This is a genomic window from Pseudomonas frederiksbergensis (assembly GCF_035751725.1).
Classification (GTDB): Bacteria; Pseudomonadota; Gammaproteobacteria; order Pseudomonadales; family Pseudomonadaceae; genus Aquipseudomonas; species Aquipseudomonas frederiksbergensis_A.
The window spans coordinates 1,151,313-1,175,302 of record NZ_CP142104.1 but is presented as its reverse complement, the minus strand read 5'-3'; the positions used below and the strand labels follow the sequence as shown (position 1 = coordinate 1,175,302).

Sequence of the window (23,990 nt, the reverse complement as noted above, 5' to 3'; positions counted from 1 at the left end):
CTAGATGTCATCGCAGTTCCCCACACCAATTGACACTTTATTGGCGTCAACAAAACCAACACACCCTGCGCTAACTTTTCTTTCACTCGACAAATGTCAGATTTTTCCGTAGTGGCACGGAAATTTTTCATCGGTAGTGGCACAAAACTATCTACCCTCCCCAACTCCCCGAAACTAAAGGCCAAAATCGCAAGTGCTATCACTATGAGGGCAGTGCCATCTAAGCAGATATTTCGAAAAATTTCGAAAATGGCGATGAGCGGATCGGAACTATGTGAAATTGCACGGCTCATACCACCCGTAACGATTCTCGCCGAGCGTGTACGAGATAACTTACATAGCACGTCGTCCGAAGTAACCGAGTTGTAACGACAACTTAGCGAAACGGTCGTCTAATTGGATCCACCCTAAAAGGACGGGAGATAACGCACCATTACTATCCCCTACAAGGCCAAGGCTGCGCCCCTATTAACGTGCTCACCCGAGCACACAAGCTTCTGATTTTGTGGGCTTTTTGCCAGGAGTCTGAAGTGAAAGATCTTTTGCACGGACGTCCCGCCAACGAGGACTGGCTGCATAACAGGGCAGGTCATAACAACTAGGCCGCTTTGCGCACAACTTGAGTGCAATTATTTAGTCACTCGGAACTTTTGTATGCCTGCACACGGCACTGTGGCGCCTGCATTCCACACTTCCGAGTGCACGATGACCGCTGAACACTATTAACTCCGGCCATTTAATGGCGTGAAAACAGAGGTAAATGCGATGCGCATTAGCATATTTGGTTTGGGTTACGTCGGTGCAGTATGTGCCGGTTGCCTGTCTGCACGGGGCCATGACGTAGTTGGCGTAGATGTCGCCAAAGACAAAATCGACATGATCAACGCGGGTAAATCCCCGATCGTTGAACCGGGTCTTGGCGAGCTGTTGGCGCAAGGCATTCAAACCGGCCGACTGCGTGGTACTACCAACTTCGCCGAAGCAATTCGTGATACTGACCTGTCCATGATTTGCGTTGGCACGCCAAGTAAAAAGAATGGCGACCTGGAACTGAACTACATCGAAGCAGTGTGCCGTGAAATCGGTTTTGTCCTGCGCGAGAAGTCCACCCGCCACACCATCGTGGTTCGCAGTACTGTACTGCCAGGCACCGTTGCCAACGTGGTCATCCCGATCCTCGAAGACTGCTCCGGCAAGAAAGCCGGCGTTGATTTCGGCGTCGCGGTCAACCCTGAGTTCCTGCGTGAAAGCACCGCGATCAAGGACTACGACCAGCCGCCAATGACCGTCATCGGCGAGTTCGACACCGCCTCGGGCGATGTCCTGCAATCGCTGTACGAAGAGCTCGATGCGCCGATCATCCGCAAGGACATCGCCGTCGCCGAGATGATCAAGTACACCTGCAACGTCTGGCACGCCACCAAGGTGACGTTTGCCAACGAGATCGGCAACATCGCCAAGGCTGTCGGCGTCGATGGTCGTGAAGTGATGGACGTGGTCTGCCAGGACAAGGCGCTGAACCTTTCCCAGTACTACATGCGCCCTGGCTTCGCCTTCGGCGGTTCGTGCCTGCCAAAGGACGTGCGCGCCCTGACCTATCGCGCAAGCTCGCTGGACGTCGAAGCGCCGCTGCTCAACTCGTTGATGCGCAGCAACGAATCCCAAGTGCAGAACGCGTTCGACATCGTTTCCAGCCACGACAAGCGCAAAGTCGCCCTGCTGGGCCTGAGCTTCAAGGCCGGTACCGACGACCTGCGTGAAAGCCCACTGGTAGAGCTGGCGGAAATGCTGATCGGCAAGGGCTTCGACTTGAAGATCTACGACAGCAACGTCGAATACGCTCGTGTCCACGGTGCGAACAAGGATTACATCGAGTCGAAGATTCCTCACGTCTCGTCCTTGCTCAACGCCGACTTCGACTCGGTGATCGACAGCTCCGACATCATCATCCTGGGTAACCGCGACGAGAAGTTCCGCGCGCTGACCGAGAACGTACCGGAAGGCAAGCAGGTCATCGACCTGGTTGGCTTCATGTCCAAGGCCACCTCTCCGAATGGCCGGACCGAAGGTATCTGCTGGTAAGTCTGTTTGCCGGCCGGGATTCGTCCCGGCCGGCCTTTCGCCTGCCTTAACCCATCGGGCCGCCCACAAGGCCCGCCCGAGATAGAGACGGATGCAGATTATGCACAGGCTAAAGCACGGCCTGCTTCAGGCCGCCGGTTGGCTGTTTTACTTGAGTTTACTGATGGGCATCGCCACGGCGTTGCCCACGTCCACGTTCGACTCCGAATCCAAGGATTTCATTTTCCTGATCGGTGCCGTGGGCATCTGGCGTTACTCCATGGGAGCGACGCATTTCGTGCGCGGCATGATCTTCCTGTACATCGTCTACCCACACCTGCGCCGCAAGGTACGCAAGTTGGGCAAGGCGGCGGACCCGTCCCATGTGTACCTGATGGTCACCAGTTTTCGCATCGACGCACTGACCACCGCCCAGGTCTATGGCTCGGTGATTCGCGAAGCCATCGAGTGCGGGCTGCCCACCACCGTGGTTTGCTCCATCGTGGAAATGTCCGACGAGTTGCTGGTCAAGAGCCTCTGGGCTCGCATGAACCCACCGGAACACGTCAAGCTGGACTTCGTGCGCATCCCCGGTACCGGCAAGCGTGATGGCCTGGCCTACGGTTTTCGCGCCATCTCCCGCCACCTGCCGGACGATCGCGCAGTGGTCGCGGTGATCGATGGCGACACCGTCCTCGCCGAAGGCGTGGTGCGCAAGACCGTGCCGTGGTTCCAGCTGTTCGGCAACGTCGGCGGCCTGACCACCAACGAGTTCTGCGAAGTACGCGGCGGCTACATCATGAGCGAGTGGCACAAGCTGCGTTTCGCCCAGCGTCACATCAACATGTGCTCCATGGCCCTGTCCAAGCGCGTGTTGACCATGACCGGACGCATGTCCGTATTCCGCGCGACCGTGGTCACCAACCCGGACTTCATCGCCGACGTGGAAAGCGACTCGCTGCAACACTGGCGCCTGGGCCGCTTCAAGTTCCTCACCGGTGACGACAAGTCGAGTTGGTTCAGCCTGATGCGCCTGGGCTACGACACGTTCTACGTGCCGGACGCGGCCATCAACACGGTGGAACATCCGCCGGAAAAAAGCTTCATCAAGGCGAGTCGCAAGTTGATGTTCCGTTGGTACGGCAACAACTTGCGGCAGAACTCCCGGGCCCTGGGCCTGGGTCTGCGGCGTCTGGGCCTGTTCACTTCGGTGGTGCTGTTCGACCAGCGCGTGTCGATGTGGACTTCGCTGCTGGGCCTGACCGTGGCGATCATCGCCAGCGTCAAGTACGGCACCGCGTTCATCCTGGTGTACCTGTTGTGGATCGGCATCACGCGGTTGCTCCTGACCCTGCTGCTGTCGTGCTCCGGACACCGGATCGGCCCGGCCTACCCGGCGATTCTCTATTACAACCAGATCGTCGGCGCGCTGGTGAAGATCTATGTGTTCTTCCGCCTCGATCAACAGTCCTGGACCCGCCAGCCCACCCACCTGACCCGTGATCTCGCCAGCTTTCAACGTTGGTTCAACACCTGGTCGTCTCGGACCATGACCTTCTCCGCCGGCAGCATCTTTGTCGCCGTGCTGCTGACGATGGTCTGACCGAACTTGCCTGAATTAACTAGGAAATCGCCCCTATGAACACCGCCGTCAACGTCAACGTAGTGCATGAATCCGAAGCCCAACGCCAACACGCCCGGGTCAAAATCCCGGCCAAGTTGCGCTTCTTCGGCCCTGACCGTACGCCCATGGAAGTCAAGGTCCTGGACCTGTCCGCCGGTGGGCTGTGCTTCAACGCCGGCCAACTGCCGCTCAAGGTTGGCGAGACCTACAAGGCTCGCCTGCAGTTCGTGATCGACAACCTCGGCCTGGCCATGGACGTGGAACTGCAGATCCGTTCCTACGACCGCCAGACCGGCCGCACCGGTTGCCAGTTCCAGAACCTGGAGCCGCGTGACATCTCGACACTGCGCCACATCATCACCTCGCACCTGGCCGGCGACATCGTTGGCGTCGGTGACGTGCTGGCGACCCTGCAGCGCGACAACTTCACCAAGGCCCGCAAACAGAAAGACGACAACGGCGGCATGAGCGCCTTCGGTCGCCTGCGCGCCGTGACCTTCAGCCTGGGCATCTTCGTTGTCGGCCTGGCGGCGTTCGGTTTCATCTTCAAGTCGGTGTACGGCATGTACTTCGTCAGCCACGCCCAGGCCGGTATCGTCAACGTACCGGGCATGGCCATCACCATGCCGCGCGACGGCACCGTGCAGAGCCTGGTCAAGGCCGACGGCCTGGCCGCCAAGGGCGCTCCGCTGGCGACTTTCAGCACCAGCATGCTGGACGTGCTCAAGGGTCACCTGGACGACAACCAACTGCAGCCGGCCAAGGTTGAAGAACTGTTCGGCAAGCAAATGACCGGCACCCTGACCTCGCCATGCGATTGCATCGTGGCCCAGCAACTGGTTTCCAACGGCCAGTACGCCAGCAAGGGCGACGTGATCTTCCAACTGGTTCCACGCGGTGCCGAAGCCAACGTCGAAGCGCGCTTCTCCTATCGTCAGTTCGGCGACGTGCGTCCAGGTACACCGGTCAGCTTCCAGGTGGCCGGCGAAGACACCACCCGCACCGGCAAGATCGTCAGCAGCACCAGCCTGAAAAGCGCCGACCTGTCCTCCGATATCCGCGTGCTGATCCAGCCTGACGAAGCCCTCGACAGCGCATTGGCCGGCCGTCCGGTGGAAGTTGTCAGCGATCGTGGCCCAAGCCTGAACTGGCTGATCGACAAAGCCATGGCCGTTGGTCTTTAAGTCGAGGATATGCCCGTGACCATTATAAAAATCCTGAACAGCCCACAGACCCTGTGGGAGCGAGCCTGCTCGCGAAAGGATCAACGCGGTCAGGACGATGCGCCGCAAGCTCGTTCCCAAGTGGGAACCCTCTGTGCCCTGGCATTGGCAGTGAGCCTGGCCGGTTGCGCCGGCCTGCCCGACCAGCGCCTGGCCAACGAAGCCCTCAAGCGCGGCGACACGGCGCTGGCGCAGCAGAACTATCAGCAACTGGCAGACCTGGGCTACAGCGAAGCCCAGGTCGGCCTGGCCGATATCCAGGTGGATAGCCGCGACCCCGAGCAGATGAGAAAGGCCGAGGCGACCTACCGCGCCGCGGCTGACATCTCGCCACGGGCCCAGGCTCGCCTGGGTCGCCTGCTGGTGGCCAAGCCCGGTTCCACCGAAGCGGAAAAACACGAAGCCGAAGGCCTGTTGAAGAAAGCCTTCGCCAACGGTGAAAGCAGCACCTTGATCCCGCTGGCGATGCTGTACCTGCAATATCCCCACAGCTTCCCGAACGTCAACGCACAGCAGCAGATCAGCCAATGGCGCAGCGCCGGCTACCCGGAAGCGGGCCTGGCGCAGATCCTGCTCTATCGTACCCAGGGCACTTACGACCAGCACCTGGACGAAGTGGAAAAGGTCTGCAAAGCCGCGTTGGCCACCACCGACATCTGCTACGTCGAACTGGCCACGGTCTATCAGAAACGCGGCCAACCGGAACAGCAGGCCGAGCTGATCAAGCAAATGCAAGCCGGTCACGCCCGCGGCGTGGTCTCGGCCCAGCGTGTAGACAGCGTCGCCCGCGTCCTGGCCGATCAGAGCCTGGGCAAGACTGACGAGAAAACCGCCCAGTCGCTGCTTGAAGGCATCGCCCCCGGCTACCCAGCTTCCTGGGTCAGCCTGGCTCAGCTGCTCTACGATTTCCCCGAGCTGGGTGACGTCGACAAGATGATGCAGTACCTGGAAAACGGCCGAGCGGCCGACCAGCCTCGCGCCGAGCTGTTGCTGGGCAAGCTGTACTACGAAGGCAAATGGGTGCCCGCCGACGCCAAGGTCGCCGAGGCGCATTTCCAGAAAGCCGTGGGCCGCGAAGTGGCCGCCGATTACTACCTCGGCCAGATCTATCGCCGTGGCTACCTGGGCCAGGTGTATTCGCAGAAGGCTCTGGATCACCTGCTCAAGGCCGCCCGCAACGGCCAGAACAGCGCCGACTACGCCATTGCCCAGCTGTTCTCCCAAGGCAAGGGCACCAAGCCCAACCCGGTCAACGCCTATGTGTTCAGCCAGTTGGCCAAGGTCCAGAACACCCCGCAGGCCACCGAGCTTGCCCAGACCCTCGAAGCGCAATTACCGCCGGAACAACTTGCACAAGCGCAACGCCTGCTACAACAAGAGCAGGCCATTCGCGGCGCAATGAGCCCCGATACGCTTGAACTGCAAGCCCTAAAAGAAGATGACGGCGAGGAACCTCTATGAAGCTTTTGAAGCTCAACCCTTTTGTGCAGGCTGGTATTGGCCTGTCGTTTGCCCTGCTGTGGTCCTGCCCGACCCTGGCGGCGCTGACCGAAAGCAAGAATTTCGGCCTTGAAGTGAAGATTACCGGCCAGTCCGAAGATGACCGCGACCTTGGCACCCAGCGCGGTGGCGATGTCAACGGCGTCGGCCTGGACCTGCGTCCCTGGATCTACGGGGAAAGCGGCGCGTGGAGCGCCTACGCCATGGCCCAGGCCGTGACGTCCACCGACATCATCGAGACCGACACCCTGCAGCAGTCGGATGACGCGACCCAACAAACCGACAGCGGCGACCGCGAGGCCAAGAAGAGCTACCTGGCCATGCGCGAGTTCTGGATCGGCTACCGGGGCCTGACCCAGTATCCGGGCGAACAGTTGAAATTCGGTCGCCAGCGCCTGCGCAATGACGACGGCCAGTGGCGCGACACCAACATCGAAGCCCTGAACTGGACCTTCGATACCACCCTTTTGCGCGCCAACCTGGGCGTGGCCGAACGTTTCAGCGAATACCGCACCGACCTCAAGGAGCTGTCGCCCCAGGACGAGGATCGCATGCATGTCTACGGTGACGTCGGCTACCAATGGATGCCAGGCCAGTGGGCCGGGATCCGCGCCCACCACAGCCACGACAACGGCAGCCTCGACTACCCGATCCCGGGCCAGGCCATCGACACCCTGGACAAGACCCAGAATGGCGACCTGACCTGGCTCGGCCTGGAAGCCAACAGCGACGCCTACAACTGGCGCAACACCAACACCGTCAATTACTGGGCAAGCGTCACCGGGATGACCGGCGACCGCGACACGGTCAACCCGCTCAACGCCGACGGCACCCGTCCGGCACAGCTCAAGCGCAGCGACGACGTCGACGGCTGGGCAACCGACCTGGGTATCCGCCTGCGTCTGGACCCGCAATGGCAAGTCGGTGCGGCTTATGCCCGCGCCAGCGAGGACTACGAACAGAACGGCCTGCAAAGCAACCGCTCGAACTTCACCGGCACCCGCTCGCGCGTCCATCGTTTCGGCGAAGCCTTCCGCGGCGAAATGGCCAACACCCAGAGCGCCAGCCTGTTCGGTTCCTGGCAGTTGCGCGACGAATACGACGCCAGCCTGGTGTACCACAAGTTCTGGCGCGTCGACGGCAACAAGACGGTGGGCAGCAATGGCATCAATGCCGTGCAAAACAACACCGACGACGTGACCGGCGCCATCTTGTCCACCTCGACCCTGCCGCTGCGCGATGGCGAGAAGGACCTGGGCCAGGAAGTCGACCTGGTGGTCACCAAGTACTTCAAGCAAGGCCTGCTGCCGGCTGCGCTGAGTCAATCCATAGATGAGCCGTCGGCGCTGGTGCGCTTTCGTGGCGGCGTATTCAAGCCAGGCGACGCCTACGGCAAAGAGGTCGATTCGTACATGCATCGCGCCTTTGTCGACGTGATCTGGCGCTTCTGATGCGAACGGCCATGGGAGTGCCCGATATGAACCGCTACCTCAGGAACAGCCAGGCGATGAAAGGTTCGATCAGCCTGTTGGCCGCGGCGATGCTGCTGGCCGGCTCGTCGGCGTTCGCCAACGTTGAACCGGTGGTCAAGCCGGGCAACGTGGCCAAGGAACTGCAACAAGCCAAGACCTACACCGTCAGCAGCGCGCCAACCGCACCGCTGGAACTGGCCGCGCCCACCCTGCCCGACCTCTCCGGCTACACCGCCGAAGCGGTCGCGGCGAAGATCGTGCGCAGCAAGCCCGGCAAGGTCAGCGTACGGCGGATGATGCAGGAAAACGCCTTGAAGGACTTCATCGGCGGCGACAACAAGATGGCCGAGTGGGTGGTGCGCCAGCACGGCATCCCGCAGGCCATCTTCATCGATGACGGCTATATGAACCTCAAGGACCTGGTCAAGAAGGTGCCCAAGCAGTACCTCAAGGAAACGTCGCCAGGGGTGTTCCTGGCACGGATTCCGATTGTCGTGGGCGAAAAAGGCATCCTGGAGATCGACAAGCAGACCCAGGAACTGCGCCTGTCCCAAGAGGGCGGCTCGTTCCTGGTCAACGATGGCCGGATGTTCATCAGCGACACCAAGGTCACCGGCTGGCGCGAGAAGGACAACGGCCCCGCCACGTTCCGTTCGCCCAATGAGTTTCGTCCGTTCCTGCTGGCCTGGGGCGGCACCGAGACCTACATCGTCAATTCGAAGATGGCCAGCTTCGGCTACGCCAACAGTAAGTCGTACGGGGTGAGTATTTCCCAGTACACGCCGAACATGGCCAAGGTCCTCAAGCGCCCGGAACCGACCGGCTGGATCATCGGTTCCGAGTTCTCGGACATGTGGTACGGCTTCTACTGCTACGAAACCAATGACTTCGTGGTCAAGGGCAATACCTACAAAGACAACATCGTCTACGGCATCGACCCGCATGACCGTTCCCATCGGCTGATCATTGCCGACAACACTGTGTACGGGACCAAGAAGAAGCACGGGATCATTATTTCCCGTGAGGTCAACGACAGCTTCATTTTCAACAACCGCAGCTACGACAACAAACTCTCGGGCCTGGTGATCGACCGTAACAGCATCAACAACGTGATCGCCTACAACGAGATCTACAAGAACCACACCGACGGCATCACTCTCTATGAGAGTGGTGACAACCTGCTGTGGGGCAACAAGGTGATCAGCAACCGCCGCCACGGCATCCGGATTCGTAACAGCGTGAACATCCGCCTGTACGAAAACCTGTCCATGGCCAACGGCCTGACCGGCCTCTACGGCCACATCAAGGACCTGTCGGACACCGACCGGGACATCAAGCTCGACCCGTTCGACGCCCAGGTCTCGCTGATCGTGGTCGGCGGCGAACTGGCCGGCAATGGCAGCGGCCCGCTGTCCATCGACTCGCCGTTGAGCGTCGAGCTGTACCGCGTGTCCATGCTCGCGCCGACCAAATCCAGCGGCATCAGCTTCACGGGGATCCTGGGTGAACGCCAGGACGAAATCCTCGACCTGCTGGTGCGCCAGCAAAAAGCCGTGCTGATCGACCCTGTCGAACGCCAGACCGAAATGCGGGACTGAGGAATGACCTTTATGAACCCACACATGATCAAACTTCTGGGCCTGTCCGCCCTGACTGCCGGCATTCTCGCCGCCGCAAGCGGCGCGCGCGCCGATGAAGTCAAAGCACCGACGTTTACGGCCGAACCGTGCTGCAACCTGTGCCCGGCTGCCCACGACGCGAAGAACTACACCACGCGCTACCAGCAAAACTTCACCACGCTGGTGCAGGCCCAGGGTGACTGGCTGTTCCGTACCCAGGAAGACCTGCGCACGGAGTTCAACACCACGCCGGCCGGCTACAAACGCATGCAGCAGCTGCACGATGCGTTCAAGAAAAAAGGCGTCGAGCTGGTGCTCGTCTACCAGCCGACCCGCGGCCTGGTGAATCGCAACAAGCTCAACCCGCAGGAAAAGGCCGCGTTCGACTACGAGAAAGCGCTGACCAACTACAAATCCATGCTCGGCCGTTTCGCCCAGATGGGTTACGTCGTGCCGGACCTGTCGCCGCTGACCAACGAGAACCTGCCCGAAACCCTGCCGGCCCACGATTTCTATTTCCGTGGCGACCAGCACTGGACACCTTACGGTGCCCAGCGCACGGCGAAGATCGTCGCCGAGAAGGTCAAGCAGATCCCGGCCTTCGCCGACATTCCCAAGCGTGAGTTCGAAACCAAGAAGTCCGGCCGCATGGGCAAGACCGGCACCCTGCACAACATGGCCGGGCAACTGTGCGGCACCAGCTACGCGATCCAATACATGGACCAGTTCACCACCGAGCCCAAGGGCGAGGCAGGCGATGGCGACCTGTTCGGTGATTCCAGCGATCCGCAAATCACCCTGGTGGGCACCAGTCACAGCGGCAAGAACTATAACTTCGCCGGTTTCCTGCAGGAAGCCATCGGCGCCGACATCCTCAACGTGGCCTTCCCTGGTGGCGGTTTGGAGGGCGCGATGATCCAGTACCTGGGCAGCGAAGAATTCCAGAAGAACCCGCCGAAGATTCTCATCTGGGAATTCTCGCCGTTGTATCGCCTGGACCAGGAAACCATCTACCGCCAGATGATGGCGCTGCTGGACAACAACGGTTGCGAAGGCAAGCCGGCACTGATGAGCAGCAAGACCAAGCTCAAGCCGGGCAAGAACGAATTGATGGTCAACAGCAAGAATATGGACCTGCGTAACGGCAGTCACCAGGTCGACATCCGCTTCGCCGACACCTCGGTGAAAACCTTGCAAGCCACCCTCTGGTACATGAATGGGCGCCACGAGGACATCAAGATCGAAAAACCGAACACCTCCGAAACCGACGGACGTTTCGCCTTCCAACTGCGCACCGACGAGGACTGGGCTTCCCAGAACCTCCTGGCGCTGGAAGTCCAAGGACCTGAAGCCGGCAAGGAGCCACTGCAAGTGGAAGCGAAAGTCTGCAAACGCAACGCATCTCCGCAAGCCGAGCAACAAACGGCTCAAATCGGACAATGAGGTCTCGTCTCATGACCAGAATCATGCGCACCCGAACGTTGAAAACGCTGCTGGCGCCGTCGCTGCTGACCCTGGCGATGTTCGCCGGGGCCACGCAGGCCGCGGCTCCACTGCGCCCGCCACAGGGCTACTTCGCACCGATTGAAAAGGTCAAGGAAGGCGACGGCGGCAAGGGCTGCGAGGCCGTGCCGACCCCGTACACCGGCTCGCTGCAGTTTCGCAGCAAATACGAGGGCTCCGACAAGGCTCGCGCAACGCTGAACGTGCAATCGGAAAAAGCCTTCCGCGACAGCACCGCCGACATCACCAAGATCGAGCGCGGCATCAGCAAGCAAGTCATGCAGTTCATGCGCGACGGTCGTCCCGAGCAGCTGGAATGCACGCTGAACTGGCTGACCGCCTGGGCCAAGGCCGATGCGTTGATGTCCAAGGACTTCAACCACACTGGCAAGTCCATGCGCAAATGGGCATTGGGCAGCATGGCTTCGGCCTATGTGCGCCTGAAGTTCTCCGAGTCGCGCCCGCTGGCGAACCATCAGGAGCAGGCGCAACTGATCGAAGGCTGGTTCAGCAAGATGGCCGATCAGGTGGTCAGCGATTGGGACAACCTGCCGCTGGACAAGACCAACAACCACTCGTACTGGGCCGCCTGGTCGGTCATGGCCACGTCCGTGGCGACCAACCGCCGCGACCTGTTCGATTGGGCCGTCAAGGAATACAAGGTCGGCGTCAACCAGGTCGATGCCGAGGGTTATCTGCCCAACGAGCTCAAACGCAAGCAACGCGCCCTGTCCTACCACAACTATGCCCTGCCGCCGCTGGCGATGATCGCCAGTTTCGCCCAGGTCAACGGCGTGGACCTGCGTCAGGAAAACAACGGTGCCCTCAAGCGACTGGGTGACCGGGTGCTGGCCGGGGTGAAAGACCCGGACATCTTCGAAGAGAAGAACGGCGAAGAGCAGGACATGAAGGATCTGAAGATCGATTCGAAATTCGCCTGGCTCGAACCGTTCTGCAGCCTCTACACCTGCTCCGAGGATGTGCTGGAACGCAAGCACGAGATGCAACCGTTCAAGACCTTCCGCCTCGGCGGTGACTTGACCCGGGTGTACGACCCCTCACGGGAGAAAGGCGAAAAAGGAAGCTGACACCCTTCTCTCTGCCTGGCAGGGAAATGGTCTGTTTCAAATGCAATGCCCCCCGGTTTTCATGGGGGGGTTTGGGGGGGCTCTGGCCCTTGACTGTTGATTCAACAAGGAGAGATCGGGATGGTATTTTCATCCAATGTGTTCCTGTTCCTGTTCCTGCCGATCTTTCTCGGCTTGTACTACCTGAGCGGGCAACGCTATCGCAACCTGCTGCTGCTGATCGCCAGCTATGTGTTCTATGCCTGGTGGCGCGTGGACTTCCTGGCCCTGTTCGCCGGCGTGACCCTGTGGAACTACTGGATCGGCCTGAAAGTCGGCGCCGCCGGTGTGCGCACCAAACCGGCCCAGCGCTGGCTGCTGCTCGGCGTGGGCGTGGACTTGGCCATCCTGGGCTATTTCAAATACGCCAACTTCGGCGTGGACAGCCTCAACGCAATCATCACCAGCTTCGGGCTCAACCCGTTCATCCTGACCCACGTGCTGTTGCCGATCGGGATCTCGTTCTACATCTTCGAGTCCATCAGCTACATCATCGACGTGTATCGCGGTGATACGCCGGCGACCCGCAACCTGATCGACTTCGCGGCGTTCGTGGCGATCTTCCCGCACCTGATCGCCGGCCCCGTGCTGCGTTTCCGTGATCTGGCCGACCAGTTCAACAACCGCACCCACACGCTGGACAAGTTCTCCGAAGGCTGCACGCGCTTCATGCAGGGCTTCATCAAGAAAGTGTTCATCGCCGACACCCTGGCGGTGGTGGCCGACCATTGCTTTGCCCTGCAGAACCCGACCACGGGCGACGCCTGGCTCGGTGCCCTGGCGTACACCGCGCAGCTGTACTTCGACTTCTCCGGCTACAGCGACATGGCCATCGGCCTGGGCTTGATGATGGGTTTCCGCTTCATGGAAAACTTCAAGCAGCCCTACATCAGCCAATCGATCACTGAGTTCTGGCGCCGCTGGCACATCAGCCTGTCGACCTGGCTGCGTGACTACCTCTACATCACCCTGGGCGGTAACCGCAAAGGCACGCTGATGACCTATCGCAACCTGTTCCTGACCATGCTGCTGGGTGGTCTGTGGCACGGTGCGAACATCACCTACGTGATCTGGGGTGCCTGGCACGGCATGTGGCTGGCCATCGAAAAAGCGGTGGGCATCAACACCACGCCACGCAGCATCAACCCGATCCGCTGGGCACTGACGTTCCTGCTGGTGGTGATGGGCTGGGTAATCTTCCGTGCCGAGAACCTGCACGTGGCCGGTCGCATGTACAGCGCCATGTTCAGCTTCGGTGACTGGTCGCTGTCGGAACTGACCCGCGCCAACCTCACCGGCCTGCAGATCGCCACGCTGGTGGTGGCCTACGCCACCCTCGCCTTCTTCGGCCTGCGGGACTTCTACACCAATCGTCCGCCGGTCAAGGCCAAGCCTGAGATGGACACCGAAGCCAATGGCCCGGCCACTGCGCAACCGGGGCTGATCAAGGCTGTTCCGGGCGACAACCCGTCGACCATCCATGAACCCGGCTACACCGTGGGCGTAGAAGCCCAGGTGCAACCGGCCTACTGGACCGTGGACTGGTCACGCTATGTGATGCGCACCCTGGTGTTGGTGCTGTTCATCGCCTCGATTCTCAAACTGTCGGCGCAAAGCTTCTCGCCGTTCCTTTACTTCCAGTTCTGAGGGATCCGGACATGACCCGCTCATTACGCATCTTCTACGTCGCGCTGTTTATGTTGATCCTGACGGCGCTGGGTATCTGGTCGATGCGCAGCTTCCTTGGCTTCAGCACCAACCCCGATGCGACCGTGCTCAACGGTCGCTGGGCCAAAGCCGTGGAAACGCACTACGACGATGAATTCCCGATCAAGCGCCTGGGCACCAATATCTGGGCCGCGCTGGACTACAAGCTGTTCAACGAAGGCCGCAAAGGCGTGGTCCTGGGCCGCGACCAGTGGCTGTTCAGCGACGAAGAGTTCAACCCGATCGTCAACGAAGAGCAGAACCTGCAAGGCAACTACGCGCTGATCGAAGGCGTGCGCCAGAAGCTCAAGGAACAAGGCATCAACCTGGTCATGGCGATCGTGCCGGCCAAGGCGCGCCTGTATCCCGAGCACCTGGGTGAAGTGAAGCCTTCGAGCATTCACGCCAACCTGTACCAGGACTTCCATGCCCGCGTGGCAGCGGACAAGATCGTCGCCCCTGACCTGCTCGCCCCGCTGCAGCAGGCCAAGCAAAGCGGCCAGCAAGTGTTCCTGCGCACCGACACCCACTGGACGCCGGAAGGCGCGCAAATTGCTGCGGAACATCTGGCCAAGGCCATTGCCGAACGCACACCACTCAACGGTGAACCCCAGCGTTTCGTCACCGAGCCTGCGGAGAAAATCATCCACAAGGGCGACCTGCGCCAGTTCCTGCCGCTGGACCCGCTGTTCGAAAACCTGATGCCGGCCCAGGAGCCGCTGGTCAAGCGCAACACCCGTGAAGCCGATGACCAGCCGGCCAGCGAGGACGCGTTGTTCGCCGATGCCCAGGTGCCTGTGGCCCTGATCGGTACCAGCTACAGCGCCAACCCCAACTGGAACTTCGTCGGTGCACTCAAGCAAGCCCTGCACAGTGATGTTGTGAACTACGCCGAGGACGGCCACGGCCCGATTCTGCCGATGCTCAGCTACCTCAAGAGCGACGCTTTCAAGAACAGCCCGCCCCAGGTGCTGATCTGGGAGTTCCCTGAACGTTATCTGCCCGTGAACAACGAGATCGGCGACGCCGATCCACAGTGGGTCGCCGAACTCAAGCAAGCCGGCGCCCGCCAACAGAACGTAGCTGCAAACACACAATCCGAGACGCCCGATCGGGCGCAAAACTGAAAGAGAGGTCCACCATGACTTTCAACACTACTCCTCGCCGTCTCGCTGCTCGCTCCTTCAAGGCCGTTGCCCTGGTCGCCAGCATGAGCGCCCTTTCCTTCTCGGCCTTCGCCGGTGACTCGGCCCTCTATGGTCCGGTCGCGCCAAAAGGTTCGAGCTTCGTGCGGGTCTACAACGCCAGCAACGCCGAAGTCAGCGCCACCGTCGGCAGCACCAATATCAGCGACGTAGCCCCACTGGCCAGCAGCGACTTCAGCTTCATGCCTGGCGGCGACTACAGCGCCAAGGTAGGCAGCCAGACCGTACCGGTTAAACTGGCTTCCGATCACTATTACACCCTGGTCAACAACGCCAGCGGCCAGCCACAACTGATCGAAGAACCACCGTTCAAGAACAAGCAGAAATCCCTGGTACGCGTACAGAACCTCAGCGACAAAGCCCTGACCCTCAAGACTGCCGACGGCAAGACCGAAGTGGTTCCGAACGTAGCGGCCAAGGGCCGTGGCGAGCGTGAAATCAACCCGGTGAAAGTCAGCCTGGCCCTGTTCGAAGGCGACAAGAAAGTTGGCGATCTGAAGCCAGTCGCCCTGGAGCGCGGCGAAGCGGCCGTGCTGTATGTGACCGGTTCGGGTAGCAACCTGTCGCCGGTCTGGGTCAAGCGCCCGGTTTCCACCCGCTGATCATTTGCCCGGGTGGCCTGAGGGCCGCCCGGGCACGGAACAAAAACAAGAGAGTGAAACGACAGAACGCAGTAGCTCTAAAACCATTTCGATTTTGTAGGAGTAACACACATGATTCCGGTGATCTTGTCAGGTGGTAGCGGCTCACGTCTTTGGCCGCTTTCGCGCAAGCAGTTCCCTAAACAGTTCCTGGCCCTGACCGGCGAACACACCCTGTTCCAGCAGACCCTCGAGCGCCTGGTGTTCGAAGGCATGGACACGCCAATCGTAGTCTGCAACAAAGAGCACCGTTTCATCGTCAATGAGCAGCTGTCCGGCCAGAACCTGGAGGCCCAGCGCATCCTGATGGAACCGTTCGGTCGCAACACTGCGCCAGCCGTAGCCCTGACCGCGATGATGCTGGTCAACGAAGGCCGCGACGAATTGATGCTGGTGTTGCCAGCCGACCACGTCATCGAAGACCAGAAAGCCCTGCAACGCGCCCTGGCCCTGGCCACCGTGGCCGCCGAACGTGGCGAAATGGTGCTGTTCGGCGTACCGGCCACCAAGCCGGAAACCGGCTATGGCTACATCAAGTCGACCAACGATGCGCTGCTGCCTGAAGGCGTGAGCCGCGTCTCGCACTTCGTCGAGAAACCCGACGTCAAGCGCGCCACCGAGTTCGTCGAAGCCGGCGGTTACTTCTGGAACAGCGGCATGTTCCTGTTCCGCGCCAGCCGCTTCCTCGAAGAGCTGAAGAAGCACGATCCGGACATCTACGACACCTGCCTGCTGACCCTGGAGCGCAGCGAGCAGACCGCCGACACCATCACCTTCGACGACGCCACTTTCGCCTGCTGCCCGGACAACTCCATCGACTACGCCGTGATGGAAAAAACCCAACGCGCCTGCGTAGTGCCGCTGTCGGCCGGCTGGAGCGACGTCGGTTGCTGGGCATCGCTGTGGGAAGTCAACGCCAAGGACACCAACGGCAACGTCACCAAGGGCGACGTCGTGATCCAGGACAGCCGCAACTGCATGATCCACGGCAACGGCAAGCTGGTGTCGGTGATCGGCCTGGACAACATCGTCGTGGTGGAGACCAAGGACGCCATGATGATCGCCCACAAGGACAAGGTCCAAGGCGTCAAGCAACTGGTCAACACCCTCAACGCCCAGGGCCGCACCGAAACCCAGAACCACTGCGAGGTCTATCGTCCGTGGGGCTCCTATGATTCGGTGGACATGGGCGGTCGTTTCCAGGTCAAGCACATCTCGGTCAAGCCGGGCGCGTGCCTGTCGCTGCAGATGCACCACCACCGTGCCGAACACTGGATCGTGGTCAGCGGCACCGCCGAAGTGACCTGTGACGAGAACGTGTTCCTGCTCACTGAAAACCAGTCGACCTACATCCCGATCGCGTCGGTCCACCGCCTGCGCAACCCGGGCAAGATCCCGCTGGAAATCATCGAAGTGCAGTCCGGTAGCTACCTGGGCGAAGACGACATCGAGCGTTTCGAAGATATCTACGGTCGTTCCACTCCGATCGAACGCGGCGTGTCGGTGAAGACCATCGCGCAGTAACGATCAGCAGAACAAGAAGCCCTCATCCAGCCCACTGCGTCCCCTATCCGCAGTGGGTTGGGTGGGGGCTTTTTAGTTCTTTCTTCGAAAATTCATTAACAATCCGGGGTATGAATCTGCATTACGCATGATCACAGCGACACGTACCCGTGGATTTTTAACGAATGCCGTCCTTCGTTCCTCTGGGGACTTAGCAGGCGATTGTCCCGATTGCTTCAGAGAAGCATTAATGGTCCCTTCGTACGCTTTGCGACCACTGGGGTTCATTCGTTCCTCTATAGGTCCCTGGCTTACAACATCCTCGGACATTAAAATTTTGAGCAGGGGATAAGTATCAATATCTTCTGAAGTTGCGTCCGCCGGCAACGTTTCTGGAAGATACCAAAAGTCCCGAACATGCTGACCTCCCCCAGCATACATGGCATGGGCAGCCTCATGCACCAAGGTACTCGCCACCCCTAGAACATGTGATTTTTCAATCAGATCCAAACTCAACCATACATTATGATGTTGACTGTTGTTATATGCCGTCTCCCCATTGACCCCAGCTCGTCCAAACTTCACCAACCCTAGCCTCCAGCTATCGCTCCCCTTGAGGTCGCGCAGGTAATTACTTAAGTCATTCAGCTTCTCTTGCAAGGCTATTCGTAGACCATCGGTGCCCTTCTCGTTGGCAAGAGCATCTTTTCCAAAAAATTTTTCGAAAAGTATCTTGGTGCTTGAACTCAGCGTGCTTGAGGATAGCGCCTTCATCGCCTCACGCAGCCAGAGCTCACCCTCCGTGAAGGCAGCGTCAACCTTTTGCCTCGCTGCTTCTGGAAATTTCTCCAGCCCGCGGGCGATAAGTACGCTGCCCGTATCCATCGCCTTTGTCTCAGACTCATTTAGTACATCGAAGCGATTGTCAGCGGTCACTTGGAAACTGTTCCCGCCTGAGTCGTCCTTATAACTGAGTGGGCAGTTCCTGAGCATCCGGAACAGATTGAATCCGTCAACTTGCCCCGCCGGATCCGGGTTCACCCAGCGCTGTAACCAGGGGATGTAATAACGAAAACCATAGTAGTAAAGCCGCGTCGCATCCCGCTCCTTGCCCGAATAACGCACCGTCTTGTAACCCACCTCGATCGCGTCTTCCCCAGCCAGATAAGCAGTCTCACCAAAGGGATAAAAATGCTCACGGCTGATAAGCCGTCCATCAAGGGCGACCTCCAGGCCGATCGAACCCAGATGATCGGTAACGCTGAATCGGTAAGCGTCGTTCTCTCCGGTCGGCGGCGTGTTTTCCCAATGCAACACCCGAACTTCGCTGAGCCCAACCTGGGCGACGATCACCTGCAATGCCTCGCCCGTGCCACTGTCGGCACGCAGCTCCAATCCCGGCAGATAACGCACCTCGGCGGCCAGCGTACGAGTGCCAGTGTGCAGCGTGCGCAGCTTGCGCACCCGTTGGCCCCCGCCGTCGTAGACGTACGCCTCGCTGTCGTTGAGACCCGAGTCGCGCTCGATGGGCGTAACCGAATCCAATTGGTTGCGTAAGTCCCAGGCCAGGAACCGACCCGCGTCCAGTTCCAGGCAATTACCTCGCGCATCAAACGCGGCTGCAATTTCTTCTTCCGAGGGTGGCACACCGTTGCGGTACGGCAAGCAGCGATTACTGTAGCGAGCCGCTTTGATTTCGCGACCATGACTTTGAGCGCCGATGTGCGTCAGCTCCAATAAATTACCGGCCTCATCGTAGCGATAGGTTTGCCGATAATTGCTGACCGCCGCCGGGTCGTTGCGCCCCACGGAGTCGGGCCCCTGATTGCTAGAGCCCGCCTCCCAGCCGGTGGCTTCGATCAGTTGGTAGAGACTGTCGTAGACAAAGCGACTGATCGGGTCGATGCGCTGGTTGGCGAAATAGCGTACTGGCTGGGCCAGGTCCTCAATGCCCAGCACATTGCCCATGGGGTCATAGTCGTAGCGCAGATGTTGCAACACCTGGCCGGCGCGCACGGCTTGGCGCTCCATCAGGCGCCCGTCTTCGGGGCTGTACGTAAGCGTGGTCCACAGGCCATTGCCGGCCATCTCCTGTTCGATCCGCCCCTGGGCGTCGTAGCGAATATCTCTCACCAAGGACTGCCACTCCCCCTGCCCCTTCAGCAGCAATTGGCTGCCAGACAGCCGACCATCGAGCGTCAAGCTCTGGGATTGTTGATTTTCCCTGGCATCGACCTGCTCCAGCACATCACCCAGCGGGCCGACGCACCACGTCGAAACGGCGCCGTCGCCGGGTTCAAGCAAGGACTCGCGGTCGGCTTCAAGCTCCAGCCAATCGGGCAAAGCCGCATCGAGGATGAAACGACGGTCCTGCTTGAGGTTTTGCCCGGTCAACGCAAAGGACGCCAGCAACAAGGTACCCGCCGTGTCGTCATGGCGGATCAATTGCCGGTACTGGTTGTACTCCTGATCGCCCTGGCCCGGATATCCGTAGGTCATGCGCTCGGTGCACCGACGCGGCATCTCGTCACCTTGCTCGAACACCGCCACGGGACGCAGCGAGTCATCGTAGAGCGTCTCCCGTCGCGTGCCTCGACCATCCCAGCCCAGCAAGCCTTCGTCGGCGAGGCCTGGCAGACCGATCTGGATGCCGGCATCGACGCTGTCCGTAAGCAGGGTGGCGCCGGACAGCGAGTAAATCGCCGAGAGATTGGCCGGCGCCGATTCATCGGTCTGCTGCAAGGCCCACAAGCGCGAATCCCATTGTTTAATCGCACGTCCCGCCACGTCAAAGAGATTGCGATTGATGCGCAGCTGCGTGGCGCTCCTCTCAAGGCCGCGGCAATAGCCGACCGAGCGAACCGCAAAGCGACGCGGATCGGAGACAATCAGTGTTGGTGTTCGATGATCCATGCCCATCAATCCAGTGTCCCGTCGTAGCGCCAGGGTTGTTGCACGTCATCTAAGCCAAGGACCAGCACCACTGCCTACTGTCAGATGTCACAGTGGCGACCGGCGGTATAGAAGGAAGAAATTTCCCTGCTGCCCAATTGCTCCAATGCATGGCTTCACCACCTATGCAACCCAGGCAAGATCCCGCCGCAAATCATCGAAGTGCAGTCCGACAGCTACCTGGGCGAAGATGACATCGAGCGTTTCGAGGATATCTATGGGCGCTCGACGCCGATCGAACGCGGCGTGTCGGTGAAGACCATCGCGCAGTAACGATCAGCAACACCGATCAGTCGTACAAGAAGCTCCCATCCAGCCCACTGCATCTCTATCCGCAGTGGGTTGGGTGGGGGCTTTTTATATTTCCTGGCCATCCAACGCTTAGCTTGATGCTGAACGGCGCAACATCCTGGCTTTTACTACGTATCTATGCGCCGTTCCGAATCGCTTTGCGTCGTCCATATAGGCATTTCCTTTCGGGATAAATTGCAACGAAGTTATTTTGATTTTGTTGTATATCGGAAACGTCACTTCGCCCTCAGATGCATATAACCCTTCTGAAACCCCCGCATGTCCAGAGTCCAGCTCGAAGTGCCACATTATTGATTTACCGGATACATACCCCATGCTTGGGTCCTTTGCCGTTGACATGATCAACGGAGAAGTGATTTCTAAATCCAGCATTATTTCTGTAGCGGTGTCAGCGTGCCGTTCTGTAAATTCGGCAAGCCATGGGTAGCTGTTCAATACGGCTGGCGAGTCCCCGCGAAAAACTTCCGTCACATCTGCTCGATGATAGCTGGACCATTCTGAGTCTATTTCCCCCATGACACTTTGGACTTCCAGAGCTTTCTCATGATCTATATTTCTCGCAGGCGGGATCATGTTATTTCCTACCTCACGCCACGCTGTTACGAATTCATCCTTATCAGCAATCAGGCTGTAATGCTCTATACCAAGCTTCTGAAGGGTGATTGAAAATGACGAGTAGTAAGGGTATTCGCCCCCTTGCTGCTTATACAACGCGGGGTCTTTTTTAATGACCCATTTTTTTTTGACGGGTTGCTGGGAAGCGGCCCCTGGTGGCGGGTGGGGCAGGCCCGGCGCAGACGGCGGTGGCGGAGGAGGCCCCGGCGCAGAAGGCGGTTGGGGAATAAATGGCAGCGGCCTGAACGGCGGAGCACTGGGTGTAACTGACGTTTCACTTCCTTTATCACCCGCCGCCTCTACCTTTATGCGCCCGTCCGTATCCACAAATGTCAGCGGATTGTTACTCACCATCACAAACAGGTTCAAACCGTCCACCGCCCCCGCCGGATCCGGATTCACCCAGCGCTGCAACCATGGGATGTAATAACGGAAACCATAGGAGTAAAGCCCCGTCGCATCCTGCTCCTTGCCCGAGTAGCGAACGGTCTTGTAGCCGACCTCGATCGCATCTTCTCCAGCCAGATAAGCCGTTTCACCGAACGGATAAAAATGCTCCCGACTGATCACCCGCCCATCTTGGCCAAGCTCCAGGCCGACCGAGCCCAAGTGATCGGCAACGCTATACCGATAGAGATCGTTTTCCCCAGTCGGCGGCGTACTTTCCCAATGCAGGACCCGAACCTCGCTGAGCCCGCCCTGGGCGATGATCACCTGCAGCGCCTCGCCCGTGCCACTGTCAGCACGCAGCTCCAATCCCGGCAGATAACGCACCTCGGCGGCCAACGTACGAGTGCCGGTCTGCAGGGTGCGAAGCTTGCGAGCCCGCGGCCCGCCGCCGTCGTAGACATACGCTTCGCTGTCGTTGAGCCCGGAGGCGCGCTCGATGGGCGTGACCGACCTCAACTGGTTGCGCAGATCCCAGGCCAGCAACCGACCCGCGTCCAGTTCCAGGCAGTTACCCCGCGCATCAAACGCAGCATCGATTTCGTCCTCGGTGGGCGGCATGCCGTCGCGGTAAGGCAGGCAGCGATTGCTGTAGCGCGCCGCTTGGATTTCCCGGCCATGGCTTTGCGCACCGACGTGAATCAGCTCCAGCAGGTTACCGCCCTCATCGTAGCGGTAGGTTTGCCGATAGTTGCTGAACGCTGCCGGGTCGCTTCGCCCCAGCGAGTCGGGCCCTTGATTGGCCGTACCGGCCTCCCAACCGGTGGCTTCGATCAGTCGATAAAGACTGTCGTAGGTAAAGCGACTGACCGGATCGATGCGTTGGTTGGCGAAGTAGCGGACCGGCTGGGCCTGGTCTTCGATGCTCAGCACGTTGCCCATCGGGTCATAGGCATAGCGCAAGTGTTGAAGCACCTGGCCGGCGCGCAGGGCTTGGCGCTCGGACAAGCGTCCGTCCTCCGGGTCATACGTGAGTGAAGTCTGCACGCCGTTGCCGGCTGTTTCCTGCTCGATTTTTCCTTCGGCGTCATAGCGAATATCGCTCACCAGCGCCTGCCAATCGACTTGCCCCTCCAACAGCAATTGGCTGCCGGACAGCCGGCCATCGAGCGTAAGGCGCTGTCGTTGTCGATTGCCCCTGGCATCGACCTGCTCCAGCACATCGCCCAACGGCCCAAAGCGCCACGTCGAAACGGCGCCGTCTCCCGGCTCCAGCAGATGTTCGCGATCGGCCTCAGCCTCTGGCCAATCGGGTAAAGCGGCATCGAGGATGAAGCGGCGATCCTGCGTGAGGTTTTGCCCGGTCAAGGTAAAGGACGCCAGCGACAAGGTGCCCGCCGTGTCGTCGTGGCGGATCAATTGCCCGTACTGGTTATGGTCCTGGTCGCCCTGGCCCGGATAGCCATAAGCCATGCGTTCGGTACACCGACGCGGCTGCCCATTGCCTTGCTCGAATACCGCGACGGGGCGGAGCGAGTCGTCATAGAGGATGTCGCGCCGTGTCCCTCGGCTGTCCCAGCCCAGCAGAACTTCGTCGGCGAGTCCCGGCAGGTCAATCTGCGTGCCCGCGTCGACACTGAGCGTATGCAGCGTGGCGCCGGACAACGAATAAACCGCTGAAAGATTGGCGGGCGCCCGTTCATCCGTTTCCTGCATGGCCCAGAGGCGCGGATCCCACTGCCGGATTGCCCGTCCCGCCAGGTCAAAAAGATTTCGGCTGTTATACGGCTGCGCGGGGCCATCCTCAATAGTGCGGCAATAATCGACCGAACAGATCACCAAACGACGCGAGTCCACGACGGTCAGCCTTGGCGTTCGATAATCCATGCCCATCCATCAAACCTCTTGTCACGACGCCTTGGCGGTTCGCTACATCCAAACAGCCGCAGATTCCGCTGGCTACTGTCAGGAATGACGGTGGCGACCAGCGGCCCCCCTTTCGTGCGGATGTCCATCCAGGCTCCTCTTCGATAGGATGGTGGTCATGACTTCGCGGAGTTTTGTTCCATGTTAATTGGCGTACTGCTTGTCATCACCTGGCTCATCCTGCTGTTGCGCTACCCGGCCAAGGCCTTGCCGGTTTCCCTGGCAGCATTCGTCGGCCTGGGGCTGGTGGCGGCGTGGGTGCTCTGGCAGGAAAACCGCGAGACCCGGCAACTGGCCCGCCTGGACCTGAGCATTGCCTACGCGCCCGAACACTGCCCGGCCGATCGGCCGCTGTTGCTGAAAATACGCAATGGCAACGATGTTCCGTTGACCCAACTGCACTGGCGAGTCGCGGCCTATGCACCCGGCGATACCATCAACCTGGCCGACAACCTCTACAGCTCGCCGCGTTATCGCGGCCCCGGCGACTTGCAGCCCGGCGCAGACTGGCAGGATTGCCTGCCGATCCCGCCACTGCGCCCCGGCTATCGCCCGCAAACCCTGGAATTTCGCGCGGAGCGATTGCAAGGTAGCTTCTCCAATTGACCTCCCC

General features: G+C 59.9%; 15 protein-coding genes and 1 pseudogene. 14 read left to right on the top strand and 2 right to left on the bottom strand.

Features of this window, described 5'->3' with window-relative positions:
• Positions 1 to 765: 765 nt before the first annotated feature.
• The 12 genes from VQ575_RS05140 (at position 766) to VQ575_RS05085 (ending at position 17,206) form a co-directional block, all read left to right on the top strand.
• Positions 766 to 2,082 (top strand): nucleotide sugar dehydrogenase, encoded by a 1,317-nt coding sequence (locus VQ575_RS05140; protein ID WP_039591522.1) that lies wholly within the window; start codon positions 766 to 768, stop codon positions 2,080 to 2,082.
• A gap of 100 nt (positions 2,083 to 2,182) precedes the next feature.
• Positions 2,183 to 3,664, top strand: a complete 1,482-nt coding sequence (gene alg8 / locus VQ575_RS05135; RefSeq protein WP_411829929.1) for a mannuronan synthase — start codon at positions 2,183 to 2,185, stop codon at positions 3,662 to 3,664.
• 35 nt (positions 3,665 to 3,699) lie between these two features.
• The gene (locus tag VQ575_RS05130) at positions 3,700 to 4,869 is read left to right on the top strand and encodes an alginate biosynthesis protein Alg44 (protein ID WP_045156826.1); all 1,170 of its coding nucleotides are present in this window, start codon (positions 3,700 to 3,702) and stop codon (positions 4,867 to 4,869) included.
• A 15-nt stretch (positions 4,870 to 4,884) separates the two neighbouring features.
• Entirely contained in the window at positions 4,885 to 6,369 is a 1,485-nt protein-coding gene (gene algK, locus VQ575_RS05125) for an alginate biosynthesis TPR repeat lipoprotein AlgK (protein ID WP_039591656.1), read from the top strand.
• Positions 6,370 to 6,374: 5 nt separating this feature from the next.
• Positions 6,375 to 7,859 carry an alginate export family protein gene (locus VQ575_RS05120; protein WP_039591657.1) on the top strand — a complete coding sequence of 495 codons (1,485 nt, stop codon included), beginning with the start codon at positions 6,375 to 6,377 and terminating at the stop codon, positions 7,857 to 7,859.
• A gap of 26 nt (positions 7,860 to 7,885) precedes the next feature.
• Entirely contained in the window at positions 7,886 to 9,478 is a 1,593-nt protein-coding gene (gene algG, locus VQ575_RS05115) for a mannuronan 5-epimerase AlgG (RefSeq protein ID WP_045156827.1), read from the top strand.
• A 12-nt stretch (positions 9,479 to 9,490) separates the two neighbouring features.
• A complete protein-coding gene (locus VQ575_RS05110) occupies positions 9,491 to 10,942 on the top strand; it encodes an alginate O-acetyltransferase (RefSeq protein WP_039591526.1) in 1,452 nt (483 codons plus the stop codon).
• 11 nt (positions 10,943 to 10,953) lie between these two features.
• The gene (locus VQ575_RS05105; RefSeq protein ID WP_039591527.1) at positions 10,954 to 12,090 is read left to right on the top strand and encodes a mannuronate-specific alginate lyase; all 1,137 of its coding nucleotides are present in this window, start codon (positions 10,954 to 10,956) and stop codon (positions 12,088 to 12,090) included.
• Positions 12,091 to 12,210: 120 nt separating this feature from the next.
• Positions 12,211 to 13,776, top strand: coding sequence for an MBOAT family O-acyltransferase (locus VQ575_RS05100; RefSeq protein WP_039591528.1), 1,566 nt, complete (start codon positions 12,211 to 12,213; stop codon positions 13,774 to 13,776).
• A gap of 11 nt (positions 13,777 to 13,787) precedes the next feature.
• Positions 13,788 to 14,963: an alginate O-acetyltransferase gene (locus tag VQ575_RS05095; protein ID WP_325919194.1), complete on the top strand. Its 1,176-nt coding sequence runs from the start codon at positions 13,788 to 13,790 to the stop codon at positions 14,961 to 14,963.
• Positions 14,964 to 14,977: 14 nt separating this feature from the next.
• Positions 14,978 to 15,643, top strand: coding sequence for an alginate O-acetyltransferase AlgF (locus VQ575_RS05090; RefSeq protein WP_039591530.1), 666 nt, complete (start codon positions 14,978 to 14,980; stop codon positions 15,641 to 15,643).
• A 111-nt stretch (positions 15,644 to 15,754) separates the two neighbouring features.
• A complete protein-coding gene (locus tag VQ575_RS05085) occupies positions 15,755 to 17,206 on the top strand; it encodes a mannose-1-phosphate guanylyltransferase/mannose-6-phosphate isomerase (RefSeq protein WP_039591531.1) in 1,452 nt (483 codons plus the stop codon).
• 72 nt (positions 17,207 to 17,278) lie between these two features.
• Here VQ575_RS05085 and VQ575_RS05080 read toward each other — a convergent pair whose 3' ends face one another.
• A complete protein-coding gene (locus VQ575_RS05080) occupies positions 17,279 to 20,104 on the bottom strand; it encodes an RHS repeat domain-containing protein (protein ID WP_325919192.1) in 2,826 nt (941 codons plus the stop codon).
• Positions 20,105 to 20,245: 141 nt separating this feature from the next.
• On the opposite strand from VQ575_RS05080, the pseudogene VQ575_RS05075 reads away from it, so the two are divergent.
• A pseudogene (locus VQ575_RS05075) lies at positions 20,246 to 20,410 on the top strand (mannose-1-phosphate guanylyltransferase/mannose-6-phosphate isomerase); the annotation flags it as partial.
• 108 nt (positions 20,411 to 20,518) lie between these two features.
• Here the strand turns inward: VQ575_RS05075 and VQ575_RS05070 are convergent.
• Positions 20,519 to 23,344, bottom strand: coding sequence for an RHS repeat domain-containing protein (locus tag VQ575_RS05070; protein ID WP_325919190.1), 2,826 nt, complete (start codon positions 23,342 to 23,344; stop codon positions 20,519 to 20,521).
• 174 nt (positions 23,345 to 23,518) lie between these two features.
• On the opposite strand from VQ575_RS05070, the gene VQ575_RS05065 reads away from it, so the two are divergent.
• Entirely contained in the window at positions 23,519 to 23,983 is a 465-nt protein-coding gene (locus VQ575_RS05065) for a hypothetical protein (RefSeq protein ID WP_039591534.1), read from the top strand.
• The last annotated feature ends 7 nt before the right edge of the window (positions 23,984 to 23,990 follow it).

Bases quoted from the DNA above. Each gene is read 5' to 3' on its own strand.
- VQ575_RS05140 (WP_039591522.1), top strand. From the start codon at position 766: ATGCGCATTAGCATATTTGGTTTGGGTTACGTCGGTGCAGTATGTGCC.
- alg8 (WP_411829929.1), top strand. From the start codon at position 2,183: ATGCACAGGCTAAAGCACGGCCTGCTTCAGGCCGCCGGTTGGCTGTTT.
- VQ575_RS05130 (WP_045156826.1), top strand. From the start codon at position 3,700: ATGAACACCGCCGTCAACGTCAACGTAGTGCATGAATCCGAAGCCCAA.
- algG (WP_045156827.1), top strand. From the start codon at position 7,886: ATGAACCGCTACCTCAGGAACAGCCAGGCGATGAAAGGTTCGATCAGC.
- VQ575_RS05110 (WP_039591526.1), top strand. From the start codon at position 9,491: ATGAACCCACACATGATCAAACTTCTGGGCCTGTCCGCCCTGACTGCC.
- VQ575_RS05105 (WP_039591527.1), top strand. From the start codon at position 10,954: ATGACCAGAATCATGCGCACCCGAACGTTGAAAACGCTGCTGGCGCCG.
- VQ575_RS05100 (WP_039591528.1), top strand. From the start codon at position 12,211: ATGGTATTTTCATCCAATGTGTTCCTGTTCCTGTTCCTGCCGATCTTT.
- VQ575_RS05095 (WP_325919194.1), top strand. From the start codon at position 13,788: ATGACCCGCTCATTACGCATCTTCTACGTCGCGCTGTTTATGTTGATC.
- VQ575_RS05090 (WP_039591530.1), top strand. From the start codon at position 14,978: ATGACTTTCAACACTACTCCTCGCCGTCTCGCTGCTCGCTCCTTCAAG.
- VQ575_RS05085 (WP_039591531.1), top strand. From the start codon at position 15,755: ATGATTCCGGTGATCTTGTCAGGTGGTAGCGGCTCACGTCTTTGGCCG.
- VQ575_RS05080 (WP_325919192.1), bottom strand. From the start codon at position 20,104: ATGGGCATGGATCATCGAACACCAACACTGATTGTCTCCGATCCGCGT.
- VQ575_RS05070 (WP_325919190.1), bottom strand. From the start codon at position 23,344: ATGGGCATGGATTATCGAACGCCAAGGCTGACCGTCGTGGACTCGCGT.
- VQ575_RS05065 (WP_039591534.1), top strand. From the start codon at position 23,519: ATGTTAATTGGCGTACTGCTTGTCATCACCTGGCTCATCCTGCTGTTG.